The sequence below is a fragment of the Agreia sp. VKM Ac-1783 genome (assembly GCF_900177765.1).
Taxonomy (GTDB): Bacteria; Actinomycetota; Actinomycetes; order Actinomycetales; family Microbacteriaceae; genus Agreia.
Genome location: NZ_FXWI01000002.1, coordinates 235,749 through 247,937, shown reverse-complemented (window position 1 = coordinate 247,937; position 12,189 = coordinate 235,749). Strand labels below are relative to the sequence as shown.

Genomic DNA, 12,189 nt, shown 5'->3' with positions numbered 1-12,189 from the left:
CAGTACTGAGGTGACAGACCCGCAGAAGCGACTGCGCATCGTGGTGGGAATCACGGGTGGCATCGCGGCGTACAAAGCCGTGGGCGTCGTGCGTGCTTTCGTACTGGCGGGCCACGACGTGCAGGTCGTCGCAACTGAGCACGCCCTGCGATTCGTCGGCAAGCCGACGCTCGAGGCGATCTCGCGAAACGTCGTGCACACCGATCTCTACGAGGCGGTGGCCGAGGTTCGGCACGTGTCGATCGGCCAGTCCGCCGATCTCATCGTCATCGCCCCGGCCACGGCGAACTCCCTGGCCAAGATGGCGGCGGGTCTTGCCGACGATCTGCTCGGCAATACCGTTCTCGCCTCGAAAGCACCGATCGTGGTCGCGCCCGCGATGCACACCGAGATGTGGCAGAACCCCGCCACCGTTGCCAACGCCGCTCTTCTCGCCTCTCGCGGCATCCACTTCGTCGGACCGACGAGCGGACAGCTCACCGGCGCGGATTCCGGGGCCGGTCGGATGGCCGAGGTCGACGACATCGTCGCCGCATCCCTGGCCGTGGCCGCGGCCGCACACCCCGGCCCGCGCCGCGACCTCGACGGGGTGCGTGTGCTCGTCACCGCCGGCGGAACCCGTGAGCCGCTCGATCCGGTCCGGTTCATCGGCAACCGCTCGAGCGGTCGCCAGGGGGCCGCGCTCGCGCAGGCTGCCGCCTCACGCGGCGCGCAGGTCACTCTGATCGCGGCGCACGTCGAGGTGGCGCTTCCCGAGGGCGTCACGGTCGTCTCCGTCGAGACGACGGCGCAGCTCGCCGAGGCCGTCGAGCAGCATGCCCCCGCGAGCGACGCCATCATCATGGCGGCGGCGGTCGCCGACTACAGGCCGGCGGCTGTCTCGAACGCCAAGATCAAGAAAGAGACGATGGGCGACACGCTCACGCTCGAGCTCGTCAAGAACGCCGACATCCTCGCGGGCGTCGCCGCGCGCGCCAGTGCCGGCCAGATCGTCGTGGGCTTCGCCGCCGAGACCGCAGAGACCGATGAGGCCCTCCTCGAGCTGGGGCGAGCCAAGATCGCACGCAAGGGCTGCGACTTTCTCGTGGTCAATCGGGTCGGCTGGAACGAGGGTTTCGCCACGCAAGGAAACGCGGTGACGGTCCTCGACCGAGCCGGGTCTATAGTGATCGAGGCCCGGGGCAGCAAGCTGTCGGTGGCCGATGAGATCCTGTCTGTACTGGCCGAGCGACTGCTCGCAGACGGGCACCGCACCCCATCAGAATTCCCTGGAGCACCATGACGAGCCTTCGCCTCTTTACGTCCGAGTCTGTCACCGAAGGACACCCCGACAAGATCTGCGATCAGATCTCCGACAGCATCCTCGACGCCCTCCTCGAGGTAGACCCCGCGAGCCGCGTCGCCGTCGAGACCCTCGTGACGACGGGCCTCGTGCATGTCGCCGGCGAGGTCACGACCTCGGGTTATGTCGACATCCCCACGATCGTGCGCGACAAGGTGTCGTCGATCGGCTACACGTCGAGCGATGTCGGATTCGACGGAGCGAGTTGCGGTGTCTCGGTCTCGATCGGCGCGCAGTCGCCCGAGATCGCCGCCGGCGTCGACAACGCGTGGGAGAACCGTCAGGGCGAGACCCGCACCGATCCGTTCGATCTGCAGGGTGCCGGCGACCAGGGCATCATGTTCGGTTTCGCCACCACCGAGACGCCCCAGCTCATGCCGCTGCCCATCTGGCTCGCGCACCGTCTGGCCGAGCGTCTCGCCGAGGTGCGCAAATCAGGAGAGCTCGGCTACCTGCGGCCCGACGGCAAGACCCAGGTCACCATCGGCTACGACGGCATCGTGCCGAAGACCATCGAGACGGTCGTTCTCTCGACCCAGCACACGGAGTCGGTGACGAACGCCGATCTCTTCCACGACATCGAAGAACTCGTCATCAAGCCGGTGTTGGCAGACAGCGACCTCGACTCGCGCTCCGCAGACTTCCTCATCAATCCCACCGGCAGATTCGTCGTCGGCGGCCCCCAAGGCGACGCCGGACTCACCGGCCGCAAGATCATCGTCGACACGTACGGTGGAGCCTCGCGCCACGGCGGCGGAGCCTTCTCGGGCAAAGACCCGTCGAAGGTCGACCGTTCGGCCGCCTACGCCATGCGCTGGGTCGCGAAGAACGCGGTCGCGGCCGGTTTCGCCGACAGGCTCGAGGTGCAGGTCGCCTACGCCATCGGCAAGGCTGCGCCCGTCGGACTGTACGTCGAGACCTTCGGAACCGGAAAGCTCCCCGACGAGCGCATCATCGAGGCCATCAATGCGGTCTTTGATCTGCGCCCGGCGGCCATCATCCAGCACCTCGATCTGCTGCGCCCCATCTACGGCGCGACGGCCACGTACGGTCACTTCGGTCGTGAGCTTCCCGATTTCACCTGGGAGAAGCTCGACCGTGTCGCAGACCTGCAGGCCGCAGCTCGCCTCTAAGCGATGACAGCGCAGGCCGCGCCGGAGCAGCTGCTCATCGCGCGGGTGATGCTCGAATCGCCCCTTCCTCAGCTCGACCGGCTCTTCGACTACGCCGTGCCGGGCGCGCTGCGAGAGCAGGCCAGACCCGGAGTGCGCGTCAAGGTGCCCCTGCGGTCTGCCGGTCGCATCGCGCGCGGCTACATCGTCGAGACGACAGAGGCAGTCGAGTATTCCGGAACGCTGAGCGAGATCGACGAGGTCACGTCGTCGGTGCCCGTGCTGACGCCTGCCGTCTGGAACCTCGCGCGGCGAGTGTCGGAGCGGGCCGCCGGCAGCGCGAGTGACGTCGTGCGCCTGGCCGTTCCCCCTCGTCAGGTTCGGGTCGAGAAGGCCTGGCAGCTCGAGCAGCAGTCCGAGAACTCGCCGGCCGAGTATCGAGCGAACCCCACCGTCACCGGCTACGGGGAGCGCGTCATCGATTCCGCTCTCGACACTGGCCGCCGCGTAGCCCTCGCCGCGATACCGGCCGTGCACGAGGTTTCCCCGGGGGTCTGGGTCGGACGCTGGGCCGTCACCCTGGCCGAGGCGGCCGCCCGCACGCTCGCTTCGGGGCGCAGCGCGATCGTCGCCGTGCCCGATTACCGCGACCAGCAACAACTCATCGAAGCCCTCGCTGTGCTCGTGCCGCTCGATCGTATCTCCCAGCTCGACGCTCGTCAGCCGAATGCAGACCGATACCGGGCGTTCCTTCGCTGTCTCGAAGCCGCACCTCGTGTGATCGTCGGTAACCGATCGGTCGTCTACGCTCCGGCTGAGAATCTCGGACTGATTGCCGTGTGGGACGATGCCGACCCCCTGCACAACGAGCCGCTGAGCCCCTACGTGTCCACGCGCGACGTCGCGCTGGTACGCCAGGAGCAGTCCGGCTGCGCCCTGCTGTTCGCGTCGCACTCTCGCAGCACGTGGCTCGAGCGGCTCGTCGAGATCGGCTATGTAGCGCCCTACACACCCGATCCCGCTGTGCTTCCGCATGTCGTCCCCACCGCAGATCAGCCGGGCGCTGATGCCGCGGCGCACGCCCGCATTCCCTCCACCGCCTGGAACACGGCCCGTCGCGCGCTCGAAGACGGGCCTGTTCTCGTGCAGGTCGCCCGACCCGGATACGCCCCCGTACTCGCGTGCCAGGACTGCCGCACTCCCGCGCGCTGCCGAGTCTGCGAAGGCACGCTTCGTATCGGTGGCGCCCGGCAGACCCCGTCGTGCGAGTTGTGCGGGGCGATCGCCGCCGATTGGCACTGCCGACACTGCGAATCCACGCGCATCCGACTCGTCACGGCCGGCACCGGTCGCACGGCCGAAGAACTGGGCCGAGCATTTCCCGGAACGCGGATCATCGTCTCCGATGGCGAGCGGCCCCATCTCACGGTCGACGCACGACCTGCACTCGTCGTCGCGACACGCGGGGCCGAACCCGTGGCAGCCGGCGGCTACAGGGCCGTCCTGCTGCTCGACGGCGAGCGTATGCTCGCTCGAGAATCCCTGACCGTGGCCGAGGACTGCCTGCGATGGTGGTCGAACGCCATAGCGCTGGCTGCGCCGCGGGCGCCGGCCATCATCGTCGGCGTCGGGGGAGCGCTGGCCCGCTCCCTGGTCACATGGAGCCAGCACCGCTTCGCGGCCGCCGAACTGCCCGACAGGCGAACGCTGCGCTTTCCTCCTATGGTGCGGCTGGCCACGGTCACGGGGCGCCCCGAGACCGTCGAGCAGGCGATCTCCTCGCTGCCCGATTCGGTGGAGGGGCACGAATCGGCGACAATTGACGTGCTCGGCCCGGTCGACGCCGGCGACGGCCTCGTTCGTGCGACCATACGATTCGACTACGCATTCGGCGCCGAGGTCGCCCGCAGCCTGCGCTCGTCGATCATCCGCAATTCCACAGGACGAACGAAGCGTCAGACGAGCAAAGCCACCGGTACCAAGACCAGCTTCAGGCCTCCGCCTGTGCTGAGGGTTCGATTCGACGACACGGAGATCCTGGAATGAAACTCGTCTTCGCCGGCACTCCCGCCGTAGCGCTGCCCACCCTCGACATCCTCGCCTCACGTCATGAGATCGTGTCGGTCATCACCCGTGAGGACGCACCTCAGGGGCGCAAGCGCGTTCTGACCCCGTCTCCCGTCGCATCCCGGGCGTCCGAGCTCGGCATTCCCACGATCCGGGCCAACAGGCTCGACGACCTCGTCACGCAGCAGGTCGCCGATCTCCAGCCCGACCTCGGCGTGATCGTCGCGTACGGGGGACTGGTGCGCAGCCCGCTGCTCGAGACACCGCGTCTCGGCTGGATCAACCTGCACTTCTCGCTGTTGCCTCGCTGGCGGGGAGCAGCCCCCGTGCAGTGGTCCGTCATGAGCGGCGACAACGAGGCGGGAGCATCCGTCTTCCAGCTGGTCGCAGCCCTCGACGCCGGGCCGGAGTTCGCTCGCCTGACGCGGCCCATCGGTGCTCACGAGAGCTCGGGCCACCTTCTCGAGGCCCTCTCCCACGAGGGCGCGGAGCTCACGGCGAAGGTCGTCGACGAGCTCGAGGCCGGCACAGCCCGATCGACGCCCCAGCAGGGCGAGGTCACGCTGGCCCCGAAGATCACGCTCGAGCACGCTCGCGTCGACTGGAGCGAGCCCGCCGACGTCGCCTTCCGTCGCATCCGCGCAACGACGCCCGAGCCGGGCGCCTTCACCGTCGTCGACGGCCTCAGGCTCAAGATCCTCGAGGCCGCACCCGCCTACGACACAGCGTCGCTTCTCCCGGGCACGCTCCAGAACGACGGCAGCAGAATCCTGATCGGCACGGCCACGACGCCCATCGAACTGCTCCGCGTTCACCCCGCCGGCAAGAAGCCGATGTCGGCGACCGACTGGTGGCGCGGTCTCGCCGTAGGCCAGCCTCACATCGCAGACATCCCCGCAACGAACAGAGTCGACACACCATGAACACCAGGCCCCGCTCCTCTCAGATCGTTCAGCCGGCGCGTCGCATCGCCCTCGAGGTGATCACCGCGGTTCGTGAAGACGATGCATACGCCAACCTGCTTCTGCCCACCAAGCTGGCGAGGGCGAAGCTCCAGACCAATGACGCCGCCCTCGCCACCGAGCTCACGTATGGCACTCTCCGCATGCGCGGCTATTACGACAGAGTCATCTCCCTGGCGGCGGGCCGGCCCGTCGAGAAGATCGACCCCCTCGTTCTCGACGTGCTCGAGTTGGCGACGCATCAGCTGCTGGGCATGCGCACAGCGAGTCACGCCGCCGTCAACGAGTCCGTCGAACTCGCGCGGCTCGTGAGTTCCCGCTCCGCGACCGGATTCGTCAACGGAGTGCTCCGCACCATCACCCGCAGCGAGCCCGACGTCTGGCGAGATCGCGTCATCGCCGATGCAAAGGACAACGACAGCAGGCTGTCCGCCGAATACTCTCACCCCACCTGGATCATCCGTGCCTTCCGCCGTTCGCTCTCCGCGGCGGGAGTGTCGGCCGACGCACTCGAAGACGAGCTGCGTGATCTGCTCGACGCAGACAACGTGCCGCCTCGGCTGGGCCTCGTCGCGCTGCCCGGCCTGGCCGATCGCGACGACATCACCATCCCCGGCCGCGCCACTCGCCGTTCGCCCATCGGCTTCTCGGCCACCGGGGGAGATCCCAGCGATATCGCCGAGGTGCGCGCCGGCACCGTCAGAGTGCAAGACGAGGGATCACAGCTCGCGGCCCTCGCTCTTAGCCGTGCCGCGTCGATCGCGCCGGGTGAGAAGTGGCTCGACCTCTGCGCCGGTCCGGGCGGCAAATCGGCGTTGCTGGCCGCCGAGGCGCGATTGGGCGGCGCTGTTCTCACCGCCAACGAGCCCGTGCCGGCCAGGGCCCAACTGGTCCGCAATGCCCTCGAGGCCATCAGCGATCCTCCCGAGGTCCTCGAACTCGACGGCACGACCATCGGGGCCATGCGTCCGGAGTCGTTCGATCGCATCCTGGTCGACGCGCCGTGCACCGGCCTGGGCGCCCTGCGGCGTCGACCGGAAGCCCGGTGGCGCAAGAGCCCGCGTGATGTCGCCGATCTCGTGCAGCTGCAGGAGCGGCTCATAGACTCCGCCGTCGAGGCCCTGCGGCGCGGTGGCATCCTCGCGTATGTGACCTGCTCGCCCCATGTGGCCGAGACTCGAGGGCAGGTGGTCGGTGCCCTCTCCCGCTGGGGAGATCGGCTCACAGCCCTCGACACCGGCACGGTGGTCGCGGAGATCTCCGGCGAGACCAGCGAGCGGGCGTCCGAGGCGTCACAGGTGCAGCTGTGGCCGCACATCGACGCGACCGACGCCATGTTCATCGCGCTCTTCCGCAAAGCCGACTAGACCGTGCGCCGAGACCGAGCGTCTCGTCGCGCTGGATAAGCTGATGACCATGCCCGTGCGTATCAACCCCAGCATCCTGGCCGCCGACTTCGCCCACCTCGCGACGGAGCTCGACCGCATCTCGTCGGCCGATGCGGTTCACGTCGACGTGATGGACAACCATTTCGTGCCCAACCTGACGTTCGGCATCCCCGTGGTCGAGCGTCTTCTCCAGGTGACCGAGCTTCCCCTCGACATGCACCTGATGATTACGGATGTCGATCGTTGGGCTCCGACCTTCGCAGAGCTCGGCGTCTTCTCCGTCACCTTCCATGCCGAGGCCACCGACGAGCCCGTCGCTCTGGCGCGTCGCCTACGTCAGATCGGCGCGCGCGCGGGCATCGCGATCAAGCCGGGAACCCCGGTCGAGCCCTACCTCGACGTGCTCGCAGAGTTCGACCAACTGCTCGTCATGACGGTCGAACCGGGCTTCGGCGGTCAGTCGTTCATGCCCGAGACGATGTCGAAGCTCGTCGCAGCGCGCGAGGTCGCCTCGCGCAGCGGACTCGATGTATGGCTGCAGGTCGACGGCGGCATCAACGAGCAGACCATCGAGGTGGCCGCCAGAGCGGGTGCCGACACCTTCGTCGCCGGGTCGAGCGTGTTCGGCGCCGACGACGCCGGCGCTCAGGTGCAGCTGCTCCGCCAGAGGGCGCTCGAGCACACCCACGTCGCCTAAACTCTTCACGTGAAGACTTTCGATGAGCTGTTCTCCGAGCTGAGCGCCAAAGCGCTCGAGCGCCCAGACGGCTCCGGCACTGTTCGCGAGCTCGACGCCGGCGTCCACTTCATCGGCAAGAAGATCGTCGAAGAGGCCGCCGAGGTCTGGATGGCGGCGGAATACGAGTCCGACGACGAGATGGCTGCGGAGATCTCCCAGCTGCTCTACCACCTCCAGGTGCTCCTCATCGCCAAGGGACTGACGCCGGCTGACGTCTACCGACATCTGTGAGCACGGCCGCATCCGTTCGTTCTCATAGCTGCCCAGGCTGACGCGCCCTCTCGCCCGTCGGTCGACAATTCGAAAGACTCTTATGCTCAAGATCGCGGTGCCCAACAAGGGCTCCCTGTCCGAAACCGCCGTTCAGATGCTCGCCGAATCGGGGTACCAGACCCGACGCGATACGCGAGAGCTGCACCTCGTCGACGAGCGCAACGGGGTGGAGTTCTTCTATCTGCGCCCTCGTGACATCGCCACCTACGTCGGCAGCGGAGCTCTCGACATCGGCATCACCGGGCGCGACCTGCTGCTCGACTCCGAGTCTCCCGCGAAGGAGATCGCCTCGCTGCAGTTCGGCGAGTCGACGTTCCGCTTCGCGGGTCCGGATGGCGGCTTCGCCGGGGTGTCCGAACTCGAGGGCCGGCGGGTCGCGACGAGCTACCCCGGACTCGTCAAGGCATTCCTGGCTCAGCACTCCGTCTCGGCGACGCTCGTGCGCCTCGACGGCGCGGTCGAGTCGGCCGTTCGTCTCGGCGTGGCCGACGCAGTCGCCGATGTGGTGTCGACCGGGTCGACTCTCAAGAAGGCCGGCCTCACGATCTTCGGCCCCGTGATCCTCGAATCCTCCGCCGTCGTCATCTCATCGGGCATCGACAAACCCGGCGCCGACACCCTCCTGCGTCGACTGCAGGGCGTGCTGGTCGCCCGTCAGTACGTGCTGATGGACTACGACGTGCCCCTGTCGAAGCTCGATGCAGCAGCGGCGATCACGCCGGGCCTCGAGTCACCCACCATCTCGCCGCTGCGCGATCCAGAATGGGTGGCCGTGCGGTCCATGGTGCCGCTGGCCGACACCAACCAGGTGATGGATGCGCTGTACGACGTCGGCGCGCGCGCGATTCTCGTCAGCCCCATCCACGCCGCTCGGATCTGATCATGAGCGTCGCCATCCGGGTGATTCCCTGTCTCGACGTGGCCGCCGGTCGCGTCGTCAAGGGCGTCAAGTTCGAGAACCTCCGCGACGCGGGCGATCCGGTCGAGCTCGCGCGCATCTACGCCGAGCAGGGTGCCGACGAGTTGACGTTCCTCGACGTGACCGCGACAGTCGACGACCGCTCGACGACCTACGACGTGGTGCGCAAGACCGCGGAGCAGGTCTTCATCCCGCTCACCGTCGGTGGGGGAGTCCGTTCGACAGACGACGTCGCCAGGCTCCTCGCATCCGGAGCCGACAAGATCGGCGTCAACAGCGCGGCGATCGCGAGGCCGGCTCTGATCGACGAGATCGCTGACAGGTTCGGCGCGCAGGTGATCGTGCTGTCGCTCGACATCAAGCGCAGTGACACCGTGCCGTCCGGTTTCGTGGTGACGACGCACGGCGGTCGACGCGAGACGACGCTCGACGCCCTCGACTGGGCCGCCGAGGCCATCAGACGGGGAGCAGGCGAGCTCCTGGTCAACTCGATCGACGCCGACGGAACGAAGGACGGCTTCGACCTCGAGCTCATCGGCGTGATGCGCTCGATCAGCCGCGTTCCCGTGATCGCGTCGGGTGGTGCCGGTCGTCTCGAACACTTCCCCGAGGCCATCCGTGCCGGCGCCGATGCGGTGCTCGCCGCAAGCGTCTTCCACAACAGAGAATTGACCATCGGTCAGGTCAAAGACGAACTGAGACAAGACGGGGCGTTGATCCGATGACACAGACAGCCGACGACGTCGAGGCCGTACTCGCGCGAGCGAACTTCGCGGCAGACGGCCTTCTCCCGGCGATCATCCAGCAGTGGGACACGAAGGACGTTCTTATGCTGGGATACATGAATTCCGAAGCGCTGCGTCGCACCCTGACCGAGGGGCGGGTCACCTTCTGGTCGCGCTCACGTCAGGAGTACTGGAGGAAGGGCGACACGTCGGGCCACGCGCAGTATGTGCGCGGCGCAGCCCTCGACTGCGACGACGACACATTGCTCGTGCAGGTGGAACAGATCGGGGCGGCCTGCCACACGGGCGCCAAGGCGTGCTTCGACGTCGATCCACTCGACCCCGTCATCGGGTCGGCCGGAGAATCGGCATGATCGGCGGGCGGGTCGCGTCGACCACGCGCCGTGAATTCGACGAGCTCTTGAGCAGCCATCGTGTGCTCCCCGTGCTTCGAACCCTCTTCGCCGACGGCGAGACTCCCGTGGGCGTCTATCGCAAGCTGGCCCGCGGCCGGGCCGGATCGTTCCTGCTCGAATCCGCCGGCCAAGGAGGCGTCTGGTCACGGTTCTCGTTCATCGGTGTGTCGAGCTACGGCGTGCTCACCAGCGACGACGACCGCGCAGTATGGGTCGACCTCGGGCTGAGCGAATCCGATGCCTTCCCCGACGGGCTGCCTGACCAGCCCCTCGCGGCTCTCTCCGCCCTCTTCCACACCTGGCAGACACCGATGATCCCGGGACATCCGCCGCTGACCGGCGGACTCGTGGGATTCATCGGGTGGGAGACCATCCGACAGATCGAGCATCTTCCGCACCGGCCGCCCGCAGACTATTCGGTGCCGAGCCAGGCCATGGGCTTCGTGCGCGACCTCGTGGTGATCGATCATCTGACGGGTACCGTGCAGTTGATCTCAGCCGTGCTCGCCGACCCTCGCGGTGATGCTGACGTGCAGTGGCGAGACGCGCAGGAGCGACTCGATGCCATGCAGGCCGAACTCGCGAAGCCCACCGAGACGAGGCTCGACGACGCCGACTTCGACACGGTCGGCCAGCCCGTCGCACGCACCGAGCGGAGCGACTTCCTCGACGCCATCGAGCGAGCCAAGGTGCACATCCGCGACGGCGACGTCTTTCAGGTCGTCATCTCACAGCGCTTCGATCTCGAGACCTCGGCCGAACCGATCGATGTCTATCGTGTGCTGCGCACGCTCAACCCCAGCCCGTACCTCTATCTCCTCGCACTCGAGCGGCCTGACGGAACGCCGTACACGATCGTCGGTTCCAGCCCCGAGGCGCTCGTCAAGGTCGACAACGGCCGTGCCTTCACCCATCCGATCGCGGGCTCGCGCCCTCGGGGCGCGACGGTAGAGCGCGACGTCGAGCTGGAACACGAGCTCCTCGGTGACGAGAAAGAGAAGTCGGAGCACCTCATGCTGGTCGACCTGGCGCGCAACGACCTCCTCAAGGTCTGTGTGCCGGGCAGCGTCGAGGTCACCGAGTTCATGCGCATCGAACGCTTCAGCCACATCATGCATATCGTGTCGTCGGTCGAGGGAGCGATCCGTCCGGGAGTCACCGCGATCGACGTGTTCAGCGCGACGTTCCCGGCGGGAACCCTGTCGGGTGCACCCAAACCTCGGGCGCTGCAGATCATCGACGACCTCGAACCCGCCCAGCGCGGCGTGTACGGGGGAGTGGTCGGCTACTTCGGCTTCGCCGGCGACGCAGATCTGGCCATCGCCATCCGCACGGCGACCATCGAATCCGGCGTCGCACACGTGCAGGCGGGCGGAGGACTGGTGGCTGACTCCGACCCGGATTCCGAGTTCCTCGAGTCGCAGAACAAGGCCGCGGCTCCTCTGCGAGCGGTCGCCATCGCGAATGCCATGCGGCGGATCGTATGACGACGTCAGACACCGCGGCGACCTCGCCAGAGAAACCAGGATCCGCAAGGCTCAAGGGCCTGATGATCCTCGGCGTACTCGCAGTGAGCGGACTCGTGTTCCTCGCGTGGTCGCAGTCGTGGGGATCGCTCAGTGTCACGTCTGACGGCGGTTCGAGCCGCGTCCTCGATGTGCCAGGCGCGACCGCGGCGCCCGCGCTGGCCGCGCTCGGACTCGCCGGACTCGCCAGTGCCGCAGCCCTGGCCATCGCGGGTCCCGTCATTCGCATCGTGCTCGGAATTCTTCAGGTTCTGCTCGGCGCCAGCATCGTCCTGTCGGGCACGGGTCCACTCGTCGACCCGGTGTCGGCGGGTTCGCCGGTCGTGACGGCAGCGACGGGCGTCGCCGGAACCGAGTCGATCCGCACGATCGCGCGCAGCGAGGCCGTCACGGCCTGGCCTGTCGTCGCCATCCTGCTGGGCGCTCTTCTCGCGCTTCTCGGCGTCGCCGTCGCGGTCACGACGACCCGCTGGCCCGTGTCGGGGCGCAGGTACCAGGCGGTCAGATTCGCCTCGGAAGACGGTCGCGTGCTGCACGCAGACGAGCTGCTCGATCTCGATGACGAGACAGACGCCGCCGAGACGGCCGCGACTATCGCCGATGAGAGTCCGGATGACGCGGCGGTGCGCCGAAAGGCGGCATCCGTCGACAATTGGGACAGCTTGAGCCGCGGAACAGACCCGACCGCGTAGCGCTCGGTCACAGGAACGCGCATTCCTT

The 12,189-nt window shown here is 67.6% G+C and carries 12 protein-coding genes; all 12 read left to right on the top strand.

The window, feature by feature from the left end; all coding sequences use genetic code 11:
* Window positions 1–31: 31 nt before the first annotated feature.
* The 12 genes from coaBC (at window position 32) to CCK87_RS06145 (ending at window position 12,161) form a co-directional block, all read left to right on the top strand.
* Window positions 32–1,282 (top strand): bifunctional phosphopantothenoylcysteine decarboxylase/phosphopantothenate--cysteine ligase CoaBC, encoded by a 1,251-nt coding sequence (gene coaBC / locus CCK87_RS06200; protein WP_086461195.1) that lies wholly within the window; start codon window positions 32–34, stop codon window positions 1,280–1,282.
* Window positions 1,279–2,475: a methionine adenosyltransferase gene (gene metK / locus CCK87_RS06195; RefSeq protein WP_086460589.1), complete on the top strand. Its 1,197-nt coding sequence runs from the start codon at window positions 1,279–1,281 to the stop codon at window positions 2,473–2,475. Before coaBC ends, metK begins: the two co-directional genes overlap by 4 nt.
* 3 nt (window positions 2,476–2,478) lie before the next feature.
* Window positions 2,479–4,500: a hypothetical protein gene (locus CCK87_RS06190; protein WP_086460588.1), complete on the top strand. Its 2,022-nt coding sequence runs from the start codon at window positions 2,479–2,481 to the stop codon at window positions 4,498–4,500.
* The gene (gene fmt / locus CCK87_RS06185; RefSeq protein WP_086460587.1) at window positions 4,497–5,444 is read left to right on the top strand and encodes a methionyl-tRNA formyltransferase; all 948 of its coding nucleotides are present in this window, start codon (window positions 4,497–4,499) and stop codon (window positions 5,442–5,444) included. The genes CCK87_RS06190 and fmt overlap by 4 nt, the downstream gene beginning before the upstream one ends.
* Entirely contained in the window at window positions 5,441–6,850 is a 1,410-nt protein-coding gene (locus CCK87_RS06180; protein ID WP_086460586.1) for a transcription antitermination factor NusB, read from the top strand. Before fmt ends, CCK87_RS06180 begins: the two co-directional genes overlap by 4 nt.
* Window positions 6,851–6,899: 49 nt before the next feature.
* Window positions 6,900–7,568, top strand: a complete 669-nt coding sequence (gene rpe / locus CCK87_RS06175) for a ribulose-phosphate 3-epimerase (RefSeq protein WP_086461194.1) — start codon at window positions 6,900–6,902, stop codon at window positions 7,566–7,568.
* A 9-nt stretch (window positions 7,569–7,577) separates the two neighbouring features.
* On the top strand, window positions 7,578–7,841 hold the full coding sequence (locus tag CCK87_RS06170) for a phosphoribosyl-ATP diphosphatase (RefSeq protein WP_044438370.1): 264 nt from the start codon (window positions 7,578–7,580) through the stop codon (window positions 7,839–7,841).
* A gap of 82 nt (window positions 7,842–7,923) precedes the next feature.
* Window positions 7,924–8,763 carry an ATP phosphoribosyltransferase gene (gene hisG, locus CCK87_RS06165; RefSeq protein ID WP_086460585.1) on the top strand — a complete coding sequence of 280 codons (840 nt, stop codon included), beginning with the start codon at window positions 7,924–7,926 and terminating at the stop codon, window positions 8,761–8,763.
* Between the two features lie 2 nt (window positions 8,764–8,765).
* Window positions 8,766–9,527, top strand: coding sequence for an imidazole glycerol phosphate synthase subunit HisF (gene hisF, locus CCK87_RS06160; protein ID WP_086460584.1), 762 nt, complete (start codon window positions 8,766–8,768; stop codon window positions 9,525–9,527).
* Window positions 9,524–9,901, top strand: coding sequence for a phosphoribosyl-AMP cyclohydrolase (hisI, locus tag CCK87_RS06155; RefSeq protein WP_086460583.1), 378 nt, complete (start codon window positions 9,524–9,526; stop codon window positions 9,899–9,901). Before hisF ends, hisI begins: the two co-directional genes overlap by 4 nt.
* Window positions 9,898–11,430 carry an anthranilate synthase component I gene (locus CCK87_RS06150; protein WP_086460582.1) on the top strand — a complete coding sequence of 511 codons (1,533 nt, stop codon included), beginning with the start codon at window positions 9,898–9,900 and terminating at the stop codon, window positions 11,428–11,430. Before hisI ends, CCK87_RS06150 begins: the two co-directional genes overlap by 4 nt.
* The gene (locus CCK87_RS06145) at window positions 11,427–12,161 is read left to right on the top strand and encodes a Trp biosynthesis-associated membrane protein (protein ID WP_086460581.1); all 735 of its coding nucleotides are present in this window, start codon (window positions 11,427–11,429) and stop codon (window positions 12,159–12,161) included. The genes CCK87_RS06150 and CCK87_RS06145 overlap by 4 nt, the downstream gene beginning before the upstream one ends.
* Window positions 12,162–12,189: the final 28 nt, after the last annotated feature.

Bases quoted from the DNA above. Each gene is read 5' to 3' on its own strand.
- metK (WP_086460589.1), top strand. From the start codon at position 1,279: ATGACGAGCCTTCGCCTCTTTACGTCCGAGTCTGTCACCGAAGGACAC.
- CCK87_RS06190 (WP_086460588.1), top strand. From the start codon at position 2,479: ATGACAGCGCAGGCCGCGCCGGAGCAGCTGCTCATCGCGCGGGTGATG.
- fmt (WP_086460587.1), top strand. From the start codon at position 4,497: ATGAAACTCGTCTTCGCCGGCACTCCCGCCGTAGCGCTGCCCACCCTC.
- CCK87_RS06180 (WP_086460586.1), top strand. From the start codon at position 5,441: ATGAACACCAGGCCCCGCTCCTCTCAGATCGTTCAGCCGGCGCGTCGC.
- rpe (WP_086461194.1), top strand. From the start codon at position 6,900: ATGCCCGTGCGTATCAACCCCAGCATCCTGGCCGCCGACTTCGCCCAC.
- hisG (WP_086460585.1), top strand. From the start codon at position 7,924: ATGCTCAAGATCGCGGTGCCCAACAAGGGCTCCCTGTCCGAAACCGCC.
- hisF (WP_086460584.1), top strand. From the start codon at position 8,766: ATGAGCGTCGCCATCCGGGTGATTCCCTGTCTCGACGTGGCCGCCGGT.
- hisI (WP_086460583.1), top strand. From the start codon at position 9,524: ATGACACAGACAGCCGACGACGTCGAGGCCGTACTCGCGCGAGCGAAC.
- CCK87_RS06150 (WP_086460582.1), top strand. From the start codon at position 9,898: ATGATCGGCGGGCGGGTCGCGTCGACCACGCGCCGTGAATTCGACGAG.
- CCK87_RS06145 (WP_086460581.1), top strand. From the start codon at position 11,427: ATGACGACGTCAGACACCGCGGCGACCTCGCCAGAGAAACCAGGATCC.